The sequence below is a fragment of the Pseudomonas sp. WMBT8 genome (genome assembly GCF_050916005.1).
GTDB lineage: Bacteria > Pseudomonadota > Gammaproteobacteria > Pseudomonadales > Pseudomonadaceae > Aquipseudomonas.
This window is the reverse complement of record NZ_CP188096.1, coordinates 4,224,229-4,240,948: the sequence shown is the minus strand read 5'-3', so window position 1 is coordinate 4,240,948 and position 16,720 is coordinate 4,224,229. Positions and strand designations below refer to the sequence as shown.

Sequence of the window (16,720 nt, the reverse complement as noted above, 5' to 3'; positions counted from 1 at the left end):
CTTATGCCACTGAGCGCGGTAGGCGGCAAGTAGCCATGATCCGTCTACGCAGGCGGTTTTCGCTACGCCGGCTGTCCTTCGCCGGGCTTTGGGGCAGATGAAAATGCTTTTAAACACGTGAACTTATCAGAAGTTTCCTGCTCACATGCCGGTAGCCATTGGTCGTGGCCGCCTGATAAGCTCGCGACTTTATTCGAATGCCCTTTTGGCGCATGAACAAGGAAATAGCATGAAACAGCATCGGTTGGCGGCGGCGGTGGCCCTGGTTAGCCTGGTACTTGCGGGTTGTGATTCGCAAACCAGCGTAGAGCTGAAAACCCCGGCGCAGAAAGCTTCCTACGGTATCGGCCTGAACATGGGCAAAAGCCTGGCTCAGGAAGGTATGGATGACCTGGACTCCAAGGCAGTTGCCCAAGGCATCGAAGATGCCGTCGGCAAGAAAGAACAGAAGCTGAAGGACGAAGAACTGGTCGAAGCGTTTTCCGCACTGCAAAAGCGTGCTGAAGAGCGCATGACCAAGATGAGTGAAGAGTCGGCAGCCGCCGGCAAGAAATACCTTGAAGACAACGCCAAGAAAGACGGCGTAGTCACCACCGCTTCCGGCCTGCAGTACAAGATCGTGAAGAAAGCCGAAGGCGCCCAGCCCAAGCCTACCGACGTAGTGACTGTGCACTACACCGGCAAGTTGACCAACGGCACCACCTTTGACAGCTCCGTGGATCGCGGCAGCCCGATTGACCTGCCGGTCAGCGGCGTGATCCCAGGTTGGGTCGAAGGCCTGCAACTGATGCACGTGGGCGAGAAGGTCGAGTTGTACATCCCGTCCGACCTTGCCTACGGCGCCCAGAGCCCGAGCCCGGCGATTCCAGCCAACTCCGTACTGGTCTTCGACCTGGAGCTGCTGGCAATCAAGGACCCGGCCAAGGCCGACGCTCCTGAGGCACCGGCTGCCAAGTAAGCTGTTGCTGAACACACAACGCCCCGTTTATACGGGGCGTTGTTGTTTCTGGTGTGGCAGCTGTTGACCGAGGTCGTGGAGGGGTGTGGGAAAATCAGAACGAACACCTGCGACTTAGAGCAGTCTGATGCTATACCTCGGCACGGGTAGCCGCAGATGCCCCCCAAGTCAATGAAATCTTGGGATTTTTTTATGTGCGCAAAAAACGCCCGATCTGACTGTAGGCCTTGTATTACGTGGCTTTCAGCCGCAAAAATGGGCTCTGTTCACAAGGTTATCCACAAGTTGTGTGGATAACCTTTTATCTCGCCTGGAACTGGAGTGACGATGAAAGCACCCTGGAATTTCACCCGCTTCCTGCCGTTGGCCGCACGGCTGATCGGGCGTGGACGCCTGCCGACGCTGTTGTTCGCGGTCGCTGCCAAAGGCTCCAGCCAGGGCAATCGCCTGGGCAAGCTCAAGGACGACCTCAAGCTGCTCCAGGCGCTGTGCCTGGCCTATTGGCGCGGCGAGTACCGGGCTATCAGCCCCAAGGCGCTGATCTCGGTGGTGGCGGGGCTGATGTACTTCCTCAGCCCGATTGACGCGATCCCGGACTTCCTGCCGATGTTCGGCATGCTCGATGACATCGCGGTACTGGCCTGGGTCATGAAGAGCCTGGACGGTGAGTTGAGTGCCTTCCGCGCCTGGCGTGACCGCCAGCGCCCGGAGAAGTTGGTGGTGGTTGAACGCCTGCCCGCCACGCCGCAACTACTGGAGCAGGAAAACCCGAAAAAAAACTGAACACGCGGATTATCCCCCTGCGCTCTTTGTGGCTGTTAGGATTACACTCCTAAGGAAAGTACTTACTTCGTAAGTGTTGTGATCCTACGGGGCAGTCATGGATATACAAATCATTTCACGGGATGGCGAACCCGAGTACGCGGTTCTGCCATGGGCTCAGTACCAGGCGCTGTTAACAGCCGCCGGCCTGCAGCAACCAGTCACTCCTGCTGCACAGATCCCTCCCGTCGCTACCGAGCAGGACCTACGCCCCCTGGCGCAATTGCGCAGCCTGCGCGAAGCCAAGGGCCTGGCGATCGAGACATTGGCCCGCACCGTCGGCATCAGCCCGTCCTACCTGGGGTTGATCGAAAGTGGCGAGCGCCAGCCGGATGCCGCGATCCGTCGCAGCCTGGCCTGGGAATTGGGGATTGCCGGTTGGAGGGATGAAATGTGAGTGTGCGCATCAGCCGTCAACATTGGGATGGGTTGCTCAATGAGCTCGACCAGGCCCGTCGCCAGCGACATCTATTGACCTACCGTGCGTTGCTCGAGCGTCTGCAGTTCCCGACGCCGGCGATGCAAACCCTGACCGCCGCGTTGGAACACCTGGCGGCCCTGGATGCCAAGGCGGATCAGCCACTGCGCAGCTCCCTGGTAATCAGCCAGGGCGCAAGCCGCTTGCCGCGCACCGGTTTTTTTGAATGTGTCGAGCGCCTCGGGCGCTTTTGCGGACCGTCCGATGGCGTTGCTGCAGCATCGTGGCATGCCTCGGAAGTGGTCCGTGTGTTCGAGTACGAATATCCTGAGTCAGCGGAGGCCTGAGTGTTCTGGAAGCTCAAAGCGTACGCCAGTTATTGGCTGGCACGCAGATTGTTTCATTGGTCATGGTTTGTGCGTCAGCCCCGCGGCTGGCACTGGCTGGAGGGTCAGTTTGCACGCATGGCCAACCTGGGCAATGTCGAGGCCCAAAGTTTCTATGGGCATATCCTGACCTTTCGCGGCCTGGGCATTGGCGCGCGGGAGGAGGGCGTGCGCTTGCTGCGCCTGGCGGGTCAGGCGGGGGATGGCAAGGCGGCCTATCAAGTGGGCGTGCTGAGCCTGGCAGGCAGCCTGGGCAAGGCTCCGGACCCTGTAGAAGCGGCACGCTGGTGGACTATCGCCGCCAAGGCCGGGCATCCGCTGGCGCAGATACGCCTGGAGCAGTTGTAAGGACCGGCTTGTCGGCCTTACAGGATTTCGCGGCTATCGATGAGGTGGATGCTGTAGCCGGCCACGTCCTTGGCGTGATGCTTGGCCTGGGAGGCCAGTTCCGCCAACTGGCTGGCATCCAGGTGCCCACAGCTCAATGGATGCAGATGCACCACACCGATGGACAGCGACAGCAAGGCAAACTCCTGGCGCACCCCCTGGCGATTCAGGGCGATAAAACAGCCCGCATCCAAGTGTTCACTGCGGTAGAAGCGCCGGCACTGGGTCTGGAAATCATCCACCAGTTGGTTGAGACGCTTGCGCCAGTCCTGGGCGCCCAGCACCAGTAAAAAATCATCGCCGCCAATATGCCCGACAAAATCACGGCTGGGGTCTACCCGGTCGTTCAAGCATTGCGCCAGGCACAGCAATACTTCATCGCCACGGCCATAGCCGTAGATATCGTTGAATGGCTTGAAGCTGTCGATATCCACATAGCAAATCACCGATTCGCGCTGCTGCTGCAACAGCCGTGTCAGGCACTGCTGGATCGGCACATTGCCCGGCAGCAGGGTCAGCGGGTTGGCGTAGCGCGCCTGTTGGATTTTCAGTTCGGTAATCAGCTTGAGCACGTCGATTACCCGGCCCAATCCCAGGTAGTTGCCATTCTGGGTGATGATGAAATCTTCTTCGATACGCTGCCGCGCGCGGCTGGTCAGCAGGCGGCTGACCTGTTGCAACGACTGGCTCAGTTCCACGGCCAGGAAGTCATCGCTCATCAGGCGGCTGATAGGCTTGCGCGCAAACAGATCGGTGGCAAACGGCTTGAGCAGGACGTCGGACAACGAGTGCCGATGCACGATACCAATCGGCTGGCCGCGCCCATCCAGGACCGCCAGGGAGTTGAGATTGGCCTGGCTGCGAAACGCTTCCAGCACTTTGGCCGTGGCGGTGTCCTGGGCCACGGCCGGTTGTTCGTTGAGCAGGGCGCTGAGGTCACTGGCGTCCTCGTTGAGCGAAACGCTGGTGCTGTCGGGCTTGGCCAGCATCAACCGGGCTTCGGTCGGTGGATGCTCCTGGGGACGGCACAGCAGGTAGCCCTGGATCAGGTCCACGCCCATTTCCGTGAGCACCGCCAACTCTTCCGGCAGCTCGATGCCTTCGGCAATCACCTGCGCGCGCGAAGCCCTGGCGATCTGCAGGATCGAACCGACAAACTCGCGCTTGAGCGCATCCTGGTGAATGCCATCGATAAAATGCCGGTCGATCTTCACGTAGTCCGGGCGCAATTCTGACCACAGGCGCAAGCTGGAATAACCGGCGCCCAAGTCATCCAGGGCAATCGAAAAACCCATGTCACGGTAATGGTGCAGGGCGGTTTGCAACAGCTGGAAGTCGTCGGTCGGCGCTTGCTCCGTGAGTTCGATCACGATCTGGCTGGGCGCGATTCCATACTCGCGCAGCATATGCAGGGTGCGGCCCGGTTGGTGGGTGGTTTCCAGCAGGGACTCGGGCGAGACGTTGAGAAACAGCTTGCCCGGCAGCTTCTGCTCGCTGAAGCGCCTACAGGCACTTTGCCGGCAGGCCATCTCCAGCTCATTCAGGCGCCCGGCCTGGCGCGCCACGCCAAACAAGGCAAGTGGCGAGTGCAGCGGGCTGTTGGAGGGGCCGCGGCTCAGGGCTTCATAGCCGAGGATGCGACGTTCGCAGAGGCTGACGATGGGTTGGAACAGGCTGTGCAAACTGCCCTGGGCCAGGATGGAGGCCAGGGCATTCAGCTGTTCGGTCATGGTCATGATGATCTCGGTCGAAAAAAAGGACCGGGTGCCTGGGGCGCCCGGTCCTTCATTTCACGACAGAATGATGTCTGTTTGATGACGCTCAGTGGAGCGACAACATTAAATCGCCATCATTTACTGCTTGGCCACCGTCTTACTGATTTTCAGGTAGTCCAGCAGAATCCGCCCGGTTTCGCTCAGGTAGGCATCATCTTCCGGCTTGGTCTTTTCAGGTTCGGTCGGCAGTGCATCTTCGTCTTCTTTCTTCAGCTCCTTGAGCGGGTCTTCACCCTTGGCCTTGCGGCGGATGTTTTCCAGGGCAAGTTGCTGGTTCTCGATATCGGTGTGCTGCGCGCGGCGGTCCACTTCATTGAGGCTCACGGTCTTCTCGGCCATCAGCTTCTTGGCCAGGGCCAGCTTGTCGCGGATAAACACGAACTCGGCGTCCTTGGCGGAGCGCAGGTCATGTTCGGCCTTGAGCTGGGCCAGGTAGGGCTTGAACGGGTCCGATGCAGGCTTGATGGCCGGGCGGATGGTGTCCCACGGCATGGCTTCTGGCAGGGCGCTTTCGCCGATTTCCTTGGTGTCGATGAGCGACGGGAAATCGATGTCCGGGAGTACGCCTTGGTGCTGGGTGCTCTGCCCGGAAACCCGGTAGAACTTGGCCAGGGTCAGCTTCAGCTCGCCATGGTTGAGTGGCTGGATCGTCTGCACCGTGCCTTTGCCGAAGGTCTGGCCACCGATGATCAACGCGCGGTGGTAGTCCTGCATCGCACCGGCAAAAATCTCCGAGGCCGAAGCCGAGAGACGGTTGACCAGCAATGCCATCGGGCCTTTGTAGAAGGCGCCCGGGTTTTCGTCTTCCAGCACATCCACGCGGCCGTCAGCGTTGCGCACCAATACGGTCGGGCCCTTGTCGATAAACAGGCTGGTCAGCTCGGTGGCCTCCTGCAACGAGCCGCCACCGTTGTTGCGCAGGTCGATGACCACGCCGTCGACTTTCTCTTTGGTCAGCTCGGTGAGGATTTTCTTCACGTCGCGGGTGGTGCTCTTGTAGTCCGGATCGCCAGCACGGAAGGCCTTGAAGTCCAGGTAGAACGCCGGGATCTCAATGACGCCCAGCTTGTAGTCCTTGCCATCCTGCTTGAGGTTGAGGACTTTCTTCTGCACGGCCTGGTCTTCGAGCTTCACCGCTTCGCGGGTGATCGACACGATCTTGCTGGTCTGGTCGTTCGGCGCGTTGGTGTGCGGAATCACTTCCAGGCGCACCACGCTGCCCTTGGGCCCACGGATCAGCTTGACCACTTCGTCCAGGCGCCAGCCGACCACGTCGACCATCTCTTTGTCGGCCTGGGCCACGCCAATGATCTTGTCGGCCGGAGCGACCTGCTTGGTCTTGTCCGCAGGACCCGCTGGCACCAGGCGTACGATCTTGACCTGGTCGTTGTCGCTCTGCAGCACGGCACCGATCCCTTCGAGGGACAGACTCATGTTGATATCAAAATTTTCCGCGTTATCTGGCGACAGATAATTGGTGTGCGGATCGTAGGACATCGCGAAGGTGTTGATGTAGGCCTGGAAGATATCTTCGGCGCGGGTCTGTTCCAGGCGGCTCAATTGATTCTTGTAGCGCTTGGTCAGCAGTTCCTGGATCGCCTTGGGCTCTTTGCCGGCGATCTTCAGGCGCAGGACTTCATCCTTGACGCGTTTGCGCCACAGGTCATCCAGGGCGGCGGTGCTGGTCAGCCACGGGGCCTCCTTGCGATCCACCAGCAGGGTTTCCTTCTGGGTGAAGTCGAGCTTGTCGACGCCTTTGTTCAACTCACCGAGGGCGAAGTCCAGACGCGCTTTGACACGGTCCAGGTAACGCTTGTAGATGGTGAAGCCAGGTTGCAGGTCGCCACTCTTGAGGAAGTCGTCGAACTGGGTCTTCCACTTGTCGAACTCAGCGATATCGCTGGCCAGGAAGTAGCTGCGCGAGGGATCCAGCAGCTTGAGATAGCTGTCATAGATGATCACCGAGCGCGCATCGTCCAGCGGCGGCTTGCTGTAATGGTGGCGCTTGAGCAACTCGACGACGTTAAGGCTGGCAATCACCTCATCGCGATCAGGCTGAAGTTTGTCCCAGCTGTTGGCTGCGAACGTATTGGTCGACAGCGGCAACAGGCCGAGACCAATGAAAAGAGCGAGGGCGGTGCTGGGGAACAAATGCTTCATGCTGATTCGACGCGGGGGCAATTGATAACGCATATTAGGCCGTCTTTGAAGTCGCCGGTTCCATTTGGGCCGGTCGCATAATGCAAAAAGCCCGGCGCTACAGCAACGGGCTCAGTCCAGACTCACTATGGAGGCACTGTGAAAGCATTGCAAGGCGTTGAAGGTCATGTGGAGTGGGTTGAGACCCCAAGTCCTACGTGCGATGTAGGGCAAGTTCGCATTCGGGTGGCAGCAGCCGGCCTCAATCGAGCGGATTTATTACAGCGTGCAGGGCTCTATCCTCCACCGCCCGGGGCCAGCGAAGTGCTGGGCCTGGAGTGTTCCGGGGTGATCAGCGAAGTCGGCGCTGGCTCGTCCTGGCAAGTGGGGGATCGGGTCTGTGCGCTGTTGGCGGGCGGTGGCATGGCGCAGGAAGTGGTGGTGGACGCGCGCCACGTGCTGCCGGTGCCAGAGGGTTTGTCCCTGGCCGAAGCCGCTGCGTTGCCCGAGGTGTACAGCACTGCCTGGCTCAACCTGTTCCAACTGGCGGCGCTCAAGCCCGGGGAAAAGGTGCTGTTGCATGCGGGCGCCAGTGGCGTCGGTTCGGCGGCGATCCAGCTGTGCAAGGCGTTTGGCAGCCCGTGCTGGGTCAGCGTCGGCTCGGCGGACCGCCTGGCCTACTGCGAAGACCTCGGCGCCCAGGGCGGTGTGGTACGTACCGACGGCATCGAGAGCCTGGGGGATTTTGGCCCGTTCGACGTGATTCTCGACCCGGTGGGCGGCAACTATGCAGCCATTAACCTCAAGCTGCTGGCCCGCGACGGTCGTTGGGTATTGATCGGCTTGATGGGCGGGCGTGAAGCCCAGTTGGACCTGGCGCAGGTGCTGGCCAAGCGTGTGCAAGTGCTGGGCTCGACCTTGCGCAGCCGCGATGACCAGTTCAAGGCAGACCTGTTGAGCGACCTGGGCCAGCAGGTGTGGCCGTTGTTTGGCGAAGGGCGACTGAGCCCGCAGTTGGCCAAGACCTTCCCGATCACGGACGCGGAAGCGGCGTTTGCGCAGCTTTCGACCAACCAGATTTCCGGGAAGCTGGTGCTGGTGATCGACGAAAGCCTGGCCTGAGGCCAATCCAGGGTTGAAATGCAGCCCAAGGTGGGAGCGGGGCTTGCTTGCGATAGCGGTGTGTCAGTAACAGACCTTAACCTGATACTCCGCTATCGCAGGCAAGCCAGCTCCCACATTAGCTCCCCCATTGGATTGGGTTTCAACGCCAAAAGTGGGCCTTCAGGTCCACTGGTGGATCGGCCAGCCGGCCTGTTCGGCATGGGCGCGCAACACCGGATCGGGGTTTACCACCTGCGGGAAATCGACCTTGCTCAGCAGCGGCAGGTCATTACGCGAATCCGAGTAGAAGTACGCCCCTTCCAGGCTTTCACCTTCCTGCTCAAGCCATTGCATCAAGCGGGTGATCTTGCCTTCGCGGTACGTCAGTACACCCACGGTCTTGCCGCTGTACACCCCGTGGGCCACGTCCAGTTCAATCCCCAGTACTTCATCGATGCCAATGCGCGCCGCAATCGGCGTGACCAGGTGCGTGCCCGAGGCCGAGATCACCAGGACCCGGTCACCGTTCTGGCGGTGGCGGGCGATGGTCTTGGTCGCGTCGCTGTAGATCAGCGGCTCGATAACATCTTCCACCCACGGCTCCACCAGGTGCGCGACTTCTTCCGGAGTGCGCCCGATCATCGGTTCCAGGCTGAAGTCCATGAACTCTTCCATGGCCAACTCGCCGCGGCTGTAGGCGGACATCAGTTCGTGGTTCTTGCCCATGAACGATTCGCGGTCCACCCAGCCCAGGCGGCCCATCTGCTCGCTCCACAAGGTGGCGCAATCGCCGTGGATCAGGGTGTCGTCCAGATCAAAAATTACCAAAGCCATCAGTCATGCTTCCTTAATAAACACTGCATCCTCAGGCTACCTCACACAGCGCACTGGGATCGATGGAAAGTGCCAGGCGTTGCCCGTCTGGGTGCAGATCCTGGGCCGAGCGGTTGAGTACGTCCACCACCAATTCGATGCCCCGGGCTTCGACGCGATAGCGAATCACATTGCCCAACAGGCTGTGGCTGCGCACCAGCGCATCAAGTTCGCCGCTGTGGTTCAGTTCGATGGACTCAGGACGGATCGCAATACGGCTGCTGACCGGACGTTGCAACAGCGTGCTGGCCTGCTCGGCGTCCAGCAGGTTGTAGTTGCCGATAAAACCGGCAGCGAAGGCGTCCACGGGGGCGGTGTAGAGGGTTTCGGCGTCGCCGCTCTGCACGATCTTGCCCTGGTTCATCAGGAAGATGCGGTCGGACATGACCAGGGCTTCCTCCTGGTCATGGGTCACAAAAATCGTGGTCAGCCCCAATTCCCGCTGGATCTGGCGGATCTGTTCGCGCAGGTGTTTGCGAATCCGCGCATCCAGTGCCGACAGCGGCTCATCGAGCAGCAGCAGGCGCGGCCGGGTGACCAGGGAGCGGGCGAGGGCGACGCGCTGGCACTGGCCGCCAGACATCTGGTGCGGATAGCGCCCGGCCAGGTCCTTGAGCTCGACCAGTTGCAGCACCTCCTGGACGCGCTTGTGGCTGTCATCGGCGTTGACCTTCTGCATGCGCAGGCCGAAGGCGACGTTCTGTTCCACAGTCATGTTGGGGAACAGCGCGTAGCTCTGGAACACCATGCCGATGTGACGCTTCTGCGGGCTCAGCGGCACGATATCCTGGCCGTCCAGCAGGATCTGCCCGCTGTCCACCGGCGTCAGGCCGGCGATGCAGCGCAGCAGGGTGGACTTGCCGCAACCGGACGGGCCCAGAAGGGTGACGAATTCGCCCTTGGCGATCTGGCAATTGATATCACTGAACACCGGGGTGGCGGCGTAGCTTTTTTGCAGGTGCTGGACGCTGACGAAGCTCATTGGCTTTTGTCCTTGTTCAAGAGGTTGGCGGCCCAGGTGAGCAGCAGCACGAAAAGGAAATAGGAAATGACCACGGCGCTGGTGAAATGCCCGCTGCTGTTGCGCATGTTGTTGAGGTACACCTGCAAGGTCTCGTAGCGCGTACCGACGAGGATATTGGCGAACACAAACTCGCCGAACAGGAATGAGAACGACAGCAGCAACGCGACCATCAGGCCCTTGCGCAGGTTGGGCAGCACCACCAGGATTGCCGCCTGCCAGGTGCTGGCGCCAAGCAACTGGGCGGCGTCCATCAGGTCACGCAGGTTGATCGCCTGCAGGTTGTTGGTGATCGCGCGGTACATGAACGGCAGCGCCACGGTGAAGTAGCAGCCGATCAGGATCCACGGCGTGCCGACCATCGCCAGCGGCCCCGAGCCATACAATTGCAACAGGCCTACCGATGACACCACTGGCGGCACCGCGAAGGGCAGCAGGATCAGGATGTTCATCAGCGCATCGAGCCTGGGGAAGTGGTAATGCACCACGAACAGCAGCGGCAGGATCAGCACCACCGACAGGATCAGCGCGCCGACGCATACCAGCAGCGATTGGCCAAAGGCATGCAAAAAGCGCGGGTCGCTCCACAACTGCACATACCACTTGAAGGTAAAGCCGGCGGGCAGGATGGTGGCCGACCAACTGCTGGCGAGGGAGTACACCAGGGTGCCAATCAGCGGCAGCACGAGGATCGCGAACAGCAGGTACACCACCACGCGATGATAGAGGGCGACGGGGCTGGCTTCAGCGCGAGACATGGTAGCTCCTCTTGAGCAGCAGTTGATGGACCACGGTGACCACGGTCATCAGCGCCACCAGGATCACGGCCAGGGCGCTGGCCATGTTCGGGTCCAGGGAAATATCACCGGAAACCATCGCCGCGATGCGGATCGGCAGTAAGTTGAAGTTGCCGGTGGTCAACGCATACACCGTGGCATAGGCGCCCAGGGCATTGGCCACCAGGATCACGAAGGTGCCCAGCAACGCCGGCGTCAGCACCGGCAAGCCGATGTGCCGCCAGTACTGCCAGCCATTGGCGCCCAGCAGTGCTGCGGACTCGCGCCAGTCTTCACGCAGGGCATCGAAGGCCGGGTACAGCAGCAACACGCCCAGGGGGATCTGGAAATAGGTGTACAGGATGATCAGGCCGGTCTTGGAGTACAGGTTGAAGTCCTGAATGATCCCGGCCTGCTTGAGCATGATGGTGATGCTGCCGTTGAACCCCAGCAGGATGATGAAGGCAAAGGCCAGGGGCACACCGGAGAAGTTGCTGGTCATGTTGGCGAAGGCGGTGACGAAGTTGCGCAGCGGCGAATCCACCTTGCGCAACGAGTAGCTGCCCAGCACGGCGATGATGATGCCGAAGACGCTGGAATAGAAACTCAGCTCCAGGCTGTACTGGATCGCCTGCAGGTAGAACTTCGAGCTGAAGATCTTGCTGAAGTTGGCCAGGCCCCAGCCGAACTCTTCCGATTGCAGGCTGTTGACCATCACCCAGAACAGCGGCGCGATCTGGAACACGATAAAAAACAGGGCGAAAGGCATCAGGCACAAGGCGGCCAGCCATTTACCACGGATCACTGAACTCACTTCAACAGCTCCTGGCAGACAGGTTTGTCGTGGGCAACGCCAAGCAGGGCGCAGACGGTGCCGCAGATATCGGTTTGCCTGGGCTGGGCCTCGGGCTCGAGGCTGAAGGCATCCCCGAAAACGAACAGCGGTACTTCGCGCTCCTCCGGCAGCAGGCCGTTGTGGGAGCGGTCGTTGTTCATGCCGTGGTCGGCGGTGACCAGCACCTGGTAGCCGGTGTCGAGCCAGCCTTGCAGATAGTCGGCGAGGATAATGTCCGCCGAGCGGGCGCTGTTACGGTATTGCGCGGTGTCGAGGCCGTACTTGTGGCCGGCGTCGTCGATATTCATCGGGTGTACCAGCAAAAAGTTCGGCGCGTGCTTGAGGCGCAGGCTTTCGGCATCGGCAAACAGGTGGGCGTCGGGGTAATGATCGCTCCAGTAGAAGTGCCCGTGCTGGATCGCCAGTGCCGGGTCGTCGGTATGCCGGTCGCGGGCGGCGATGAACGGCGAGCGGTTGTACAGCTCGCTGACCCAATGGTAGGCCGCCGCCGCAGTGGTCAAGCCCGCGTCGGTGGCGTAATGGAAAATGCTGCGCTGGTTGGACAGGCGCGAGACGTGGTTGTGGACGATACCGCTGTCGATCGGCGGCACTCCAGTGAGGATGCATTCGTACAGCGGGCGCGAGAGGGCGGGCAATTCGCATTCCAGCTTGTACAGCGCTGCACGCTCGGCGCCGACGTAGGCCTGCAGGTGCCCCATGGCATGCCGGGCAACCTCGTAGTTGAGGCCGTCGAGCACCACAAGGATGACGTTGTGCTTCATAGGGACAGGGGCTCCTCGGTGGTTCTGCTGGAACCAGATCAACTGTGGGAGCTGGCTTGCCTGCGATAACGGTGTATCAGCCGATGCAAGTGCTGAATGTCATACCGCTATCGCAGGCAAGCCAGCTCCCACCCTGGTCGTATTCCAGGGCTTATTGCATGTTGATGATGACTTCTTCCTGCCACTTCTGCGGCAAGCCCTTGGAGGTCTTCTCCCAGGCATCGGCGTCTTTGATCGGGGTCACGCCTTTGTACTGTTCGTTAGGCAGCAGCTTGGCCTGTACTTCGGCGGGCAGGGTCAGGTGCTCGGCACGAATCGGCCGTGCATTGCCCTTGGCCAGGTTGATCTGCCCGGCATCGCTGAAGATGTACTCGCGGGTCAGCTTGGCGGCGTTGGGGTGCTTGGCGTATTTGTTGATGATGGTGGTGTAGCCGGAAATCACCGAGCCATCCGATGGGATCAGCACCACGTAGTCATCCGGGTTGGCCATCTTGGCCTTGTAGCTCAGGCCGTTGAAGTCCCAGACCACGCCCACTTCCACTTCGCCTTTTTCCATGGTGGCAATGGTCGGGTTGGCCAGGGAGATACGCCCCTGCTTGGCGATCTCGGCAAACATCAGCAACGCCGGCTGGATGTTCTTCTCGTCGCCACCATTGGCCAGGGCTGCCGCCAGCACGCCATTGGCGGCCTGGGCGGCGGTGCTCACGTCACCAATCGAGACCTTGTACTTGCCGGTTTTCAGGTCAGACCACTTGGTCGGGACTTCGGAGCCGTGCAGCAGCTTTTTGTTGACGATAAACGCGATGGTGCCGGTGTAGGCCAGTGCCCAGTTGCCATCCTTGTCCTTGGCCCAATCCGGGATCTGCTCCCAGGTGCTGGGCTTGTAGGGTTGGGTCACACCCTGCTTGACCGCAATCGGCCCAAAGGCGGCGCCCACGTCACCGATATCGGCGCTGGCGTTGTCTTTTTCTGCGGCGAACTTGGCGATTTCCTGGGCCGAGCTCATGTCGGTGTCGATGTGCTTGAGGCCGTACTTGGCCGCCAGGTCTTCCCAGGTGCCTCTCCAGTTGGCCCAGTCATCGGGCATGCCGACGCTGTTCACAGCGCCTTCTGCCTTGGCGGCAGCTTCCAGGGTTTTCAAATCGGTGTCAGCGGCCATGGCGGCGGTGCACATGGCAATGGTCGAGCCTAACAGTGATGCCAGGAAAAGCTGTTTCATCCGAAGCTCCTTTGGGCGTTTTCAACGCTGCGATTTTTTGATGGCGCGGTTGGTTTGGTCTAGGTCAGCAATACACGAGCCAATTTAGGCGCGCTGGATGACAGTTTCATGTCGATGTCGTTTTCAAGGCACCTGGGCAGGCGCCTGCCGGGTAAGCGTAGACTAACGCGTGGCCCCCGTAATACCTGGACTTGGCCGGCGTATTGCAGGGTGTGTGAGGCAGCGGCGCAAGGCGCTGTCATCTGTCGGTCATGTGTGATGCCTAGGCTTGCACGCTATAGCCGCCGCCCATTCCAGGGGCATTTGGCGCACCCAAACAGTGCTGGCCTAGTCCAGATAGGTAACGTTGATGCGTGATGAGGCAACCAAAGCGGTGACAGCCATCGGCCTGGCGCTGCAAGAGCAGATCAGCCACGGTTTACTCAGCCCGGCGAGCAAACTGCCGGCCGAGCGCAAACTCAGTGAGTTGTTTGGTACCACCCGCATTACCGTGCGCGAAGCCTTGCTGCAACTGGAGGCCCAGGGCCAGATCTACCGCGAGGAACGCCGTGGCTGGTTCGTCTCGCCGCCCCGGCTGGCCTACAACCTGATGCAGCGCAGCCACTTCCACGCCATGGTCAGCGCCCAGGGGCGGGTGCCTTCTACCGAGGTGATTTCCGCGCGCCTGCAACCGGCTTCGGCCGCTGTTTGCGCATGGCTACAACTGCCGGCGCTGTCCAGTGTGATCCAGATCTGCCGCCGGCGGCGTATTGATGGGCGGTTGGTGTTGTATGTCGAGCACTACCTCAACCCCCAGTATTTTCCAGGGATCCTGGCGTGTGACCTGAACGAGTCGATGACCGAGTTGTACGCCCGTAAATACGACCTGCATTACGGGCGCGTACGCTTCGAAATTGTGCCGACCTCATTGCAGGTGGAAGCGGCAGCGGCCCTGAAGGTCTCGGCAGGCAGCCCCGGGCTGCGGATCGCCCGGGTCAATTACGATCAGCATCAGCGCCTGATCGATTGCGACCTGGAGTTCTGGCGCCATGATGCGATTCACGTCGGGGTCGATGTGACCTGAGCGTCCTGCGGCCCACTCGCCGCCGTCACCACCTGCACACTCAAGCGCGGCATCGCCAGGTCCATTCCGGCCTCATCCAGGTGGCGCTTGAGCGACAGGTTGAACGCCCGTGACACTTCCCACTGTTTGATCGGCGCAGTCTTGAAGCGCGCGCGCAGGATGGCGTTGCCAGATTCGAAGCTCTCCACACCCTGGAACTCCAGGGGCGACCAGATATTGCGGCGTTGCAGCGGGTCGGCGCGCATCTTTTGACCGACGTCGCGCATCAGCTTGATCGCGGTGTCGATGTCCATGCTGGCGGGCACCGCGACGCGGAAAATCGCATAGCCGAATTCCCGCGAGTAGTTCTTGATGCTCTTGATCTCGCTGAACGGGATGGTGTGCACGATGCCGTCGATATCGCGCAGGCGCACGGTGCGGATGGTCAGGCCTTCGACGGTACCGAGGTGGCCGCCGACGTCCACGTAGTCATCGATGGCCAGGGAGTCTTCGATGATGATGAACAGGCCGGTGATCAAGTCCGCCACCAGCGACTGCGCGCCAAAACCGATAGCCAGGCCGATCACACCGGCACCGGCCAGCAGCGGCGTGACGTTCATGCCCATGTTCGCCAGGGCGACGATGGCGGCGATGATAAAGATCGTCACGAACAGCACGTTGCGGATCAACGGCATCATGGTTTGCGCCCGCGCATTGGCCAGGCCTTTGCGCGAGCGGGTGAGGGCGTGGTGGATCGCGGTATCGCTAAGGATCCAGATCAGCCAGGCGAACAGCAGGGTGCCCGCGAGGCCGAACAGCTTGACGCTGATTTCATGCCCGTCGCCTTCGGTAAAGCGGATCAGCGACCAGCCCCAGACCCGCAGGCCCAGTTCGATGAACACCAGCCACACCACCAGGTGGGCGAGGGTATAGACGAAGCTTTTCAGGCGTTCGGAATACAGCGCATGGCGCTTGTGCCCGCGTTGGGGCTTGAGGGCATGGCGGCGTACCAGGCCGTTGATCACCATGCACAGCACCAGCAACACCGTGCACAGCAGTGACTGGCGCAAGGCGGTACTGGTATCGCCGGCCGACACGAAGGTGGCAAACAGCGAGATACCCACGAGCAGCAGCGCAGGCAGGTACCAGAAGGTGCCGATGATCTCGATGGTGTCGCTCAACGCGCGGCGGGTCAGGCGCCGGGACAGCGGCTGGTTGCGGATCAGATGTGCGATGGGCCGGCGAAAGCGCAGGATAAACACGCCGGTAGACAGCGCAGCCAGCACATTGGCGATGGTCGCGGCGCTGTGCGCCAGGTGGGTGCCCAGGGCTTCGGTCAGGCGCGGATCGCTCAAGGCCTCGCCGAAGGCGGCGAAGCTGCCGATCAGCCACAGCGGCCGAAATGCCTGGTGGCGCAGGATATATAGCGCCCGATGGCGGTGGGGGCCGTCGAGCACGGAAAAGGCAATGACGCAGATCGCCGAAAAGCACGTGCCGACCACCAGCGCGTACGCCAGCACCATCGCCAGGGACTTGCCCAGGGACGAGGGCAGGGCGTAACTGAGGTAGACGGTGATCACCAGGGCGATCAGCCAGGGCCCAAGTTTGCGCAGGGCAAAACGCAGCATGTCCCAGGTCTTGGGGTGTTGCGGCAATTCTTCACTGAGGCCAAAGCGCAGGCGCACCCGGTGGCTGAGCCAGATCAGCGCGGCGGCCAACAGGCTCCAGAGCATCAGCACTACGGCAAAGCCAAAGATGATCGGCAGCCATTCGCTGGCGGGCAGCATCAGTGCGCCCAGCTCGGCCTTGGCCTGGTCGAACTCGATAGACCAGCGGTTGAGCGGGCTGTCGGCGCCGGACAGTTGTTGTTCGAGGCTGGCCAGGGTGCCACCGATCAAGCCCAGCACCCCTTGCTCGGCCGCCGGCTGGGCTTTTTTCGTGGCTTCGCGCAGTTTTTTCAGGTCGGCCAGCAGCTTGGCGCGCTGCTGGTCGTTTTCCAGGTTCTTGATCACCTCGTCCAGGGACTGCCCCAGCGGTACGTCGGCTTGTGGCTGGGCTTTGCTGGTACTGCCCAGGATGCCTGGCAGGCCGACCGCCTGGGCAGGGGCGATGGGCAACAGGATCAGCAGGCAAAGGAGCAGGCAGTGTGGCAGGGCAAACAGACGGGCAAGCACGAGGCGGTC

General features: G+C 61.0%; 16 protein-coding genes. 7 read left to right on the top strand and 9 right to left on the bottom strand.

Annotated features, from left to right (window positions below):
- Positions 1–229: 229 nt before the first annotated feature.
- From ACO77H_RS19075 to ACO77H_RS19055, 5 genes are all read left to right on the top strand, one after another.
- On the top strand, positions 230–958 hold the full coding sequence (locus ACO77H_RS19075; RefSeq protein ID WP_029292800.1) for an FKBP-type peptidyl-prolyl cis-trans isomerase: 729 nt from the start codon (positions 230–232) through the stop codon (positions 956–958).
- 327 nt (positions 959–1,285) lie between these two features.
- Positions 1,286–1,741, top strand: coding sequence for a YkvA family protein (locus tag ACO77H_RS19070; RefSeq protein WP_169957200.1), 456 nt, complete (start codon positions 1,286–1,288; stop codon positions 1,739–1,741).
- Between the two features lie 97 nt (positions 1,742–1,838).
- The gene (locus ACO77H_RS19065; RefSeq protein WP_169957198.1) at positions 1,839–2,177 is read left to right on the top strand and encodes a helix-turn-helix domain-containing protein; all 339 of its coding nucleotides are present in this window, start codon (positions 1,839–1,841) and stop codon (positions 2,175–2,177) included.
- A complete protein-coding gene (locus ACO77H_RS19060; RefSeq protein WP_057440671.1) occupies positions 2,174–2,545 on the top strand; it encodes a hypothetical protein in 372 nt (123 codons plus the stop codon). Before ACO77H_RS19065 ends, ACO77H_RS19060 begins: the two co-directional genes overlap by 4 nt.
- Positions 2,546–2,932: an SEL1-like repeat protein gene (locus ACO77H_RS19055; RefSeq protein WP_169957197.1), complete on the top strand. Its 387-nt coding sequence runs from the start codon at positions 2,546–2,548 to the stop codon at positions 2,930–2,932.
- Positions 2,933–2,949: 17 nt separating this feature from the next.
- Here the strand turns inward: ACO77H_RS19055 and ACO77H_RS19050 are convergent, their stop codons facing one another.
- Together ACO77H_RS19050 and ACO77H_RS19045 are read right to left on the bottom strand one after the other, a co-directional pair.
- A complete protein-coding gene (locus tag ACO77H_RS19050) occupies positions 2,950–4,707 on the bottom strand; it encodes a bifunctional diguanylate cyclase/phosphodiesterase (RefSeq protein WP_169957195.1) in 1,758 nt (585 codons plus the stop codon).
- Positions 4,708–4,824: 117 nt separating this feature from the next.
- Entirely contained in the window at positions 4,825–6,906 is a 2,082-nt protein-coding gene (locus ACO77H_RS19045) for a carboxy terminal-processing peptidase (RefSeq protein ID WP_432754432.1), read from the bottom strand.
- A gap of 138 nt (positions 6,907–7,044) precedes the next feature.
- Here ACO77H_RS19045 and ACO77H_RS19040 point away from each other — a divergent pair, with 138 nt between their 5' ends.
- Complete coding sequence (locus tag ACO77H_RS19040; protein WP_170057010.1) at positions 7,045–8,007, top strand: zinc-binding dehydrogenase; 963 nt, start codon at positions 7,045–7,047, stop codon at positions 8,005–8,007.
- A gap of 162 nt (positions 8,008–8,169) precedes the next feature.
- On the opposite strand, the gene ACO77H_RS19035 is transcribed toward ACO77H_RS19040, so the two are convergent.
- From ACO77H_RS19035 to ACO77H_RS19010, 6 genes are all read right to left on the bottom strand, one after another.
- On the bottom strand, positions 8,170–8,823 hold the full coding sequence (locus tag ACO77H_RS19035) for an HAD family hydrolase (RefSeq protein WP_432754431.1): 654 nt from the start codon (positions 8,821–8,823) through the stop codon (positions 8,170–8,172).
- A gap of 31 nt (positions 8,824–8,854) precedes the next feature.
- The gene (locus ACO77H_RS19030; RefSeq protein ID WP_169952851.1) at positions 8,855–9,844 is read right to left on the bottom strand and encodes an ABC transporter ATP-binding protein; all 990 of its coding nucleotides are present in this window, start codon (positions 9,842–9,844) and stop codon (positions 8,855–8,857) included.
- Positions 9,841–10,641 (bottom strand): ABC transporter permease, encoded by an 801-nt coding sequence (locus ACO77H_RS19025; RefSeq protein ID WP_029292823.1) that lies wholly within the window; start codon positions 10,639–10,641, stop codon positions 9,841–9,843. Before ACO77H_RS19025 ends, ACO77H_RS19030 begins: the two co-directional genes overlap by 4 nt.
- A complete protein-coding gene (locus tag ACO77H_RS19020) occupies positions 10,628–11,428 on the bottom strand; it encodes an ABC transporter permease (protein ID WP_432755771.1) in 801 nt (266 codons plus the stop codon). Before ACO77H_RS19020 ends, ACO77H_RS19025 begins: the two co-directional genes overlap by 14 nt.
- A gap of 41 nt (positions 11,429–11,469) precedes the next feature.
- Positions 11,470–12,276 carry an alkaline phosphatase family protein gene (locus ACO77H_RS19015; RefSeq protein WP_169952847.1) on the bottom strand — a complete coding sequence of 269 codons (807 nt, stop codon included), beginning with the start codon at positions 12,274–12,276 and terminating at the stop codon, positions 11,470–11,472.
- A gap of 151 nt (positions 12,277–12,427) precedes the next feature.
- On the bottom strand, positions 12,428–13,495 hold the full coding sequence (locus tag ACO77H_RS19010) for an ABC transporter substrate-binding protein (RefSeq protein ID WP_170057012.1): 1,068 nt from the start codon (positions 13,493–13,495) through the stop codon (positions 12,428–12,430).
- A gap of 349 nt (positions 13,496–13,844) precedes the next feature.
- Here ACO77H_RS19010 and ACO77H_RS19005 point away from each other — a divergent pair, with 349 nt between their 5' ends.
- Positions 13,845–14,558: a UTRA domain-containing protein gene (locus ACO77H_RS19005; protein WP_169952843.1), complete on the top strand. Its 714-nt coding sequence runs from the start codon at positions 13,845–13,847 to the stop codon at positions 14,556–14,558.
- Here the strand turns inward: ACO77H_RS19005 and ACO77H_RS19000 are convergent.
- The gene (locus ACO77H_RS19000) at positions 14,534–16,711 is read right to left on the bottom strand and encodes a mechanosensitive ion channel domain-containing protein (RefSeq protein ID WP_170057013.1); all 2,178 of its coding nucleotides are present in this window, start codon (positions 16,709–16,711) and stop codon (positions 14,534–14,536) included. The genes ACO77H_RS19005 and ACO77H_RS19000 overlap by 25 nt on opposite strands.
- Positions 16,712–16,720 lie beyond the last annotated feature (9 nt).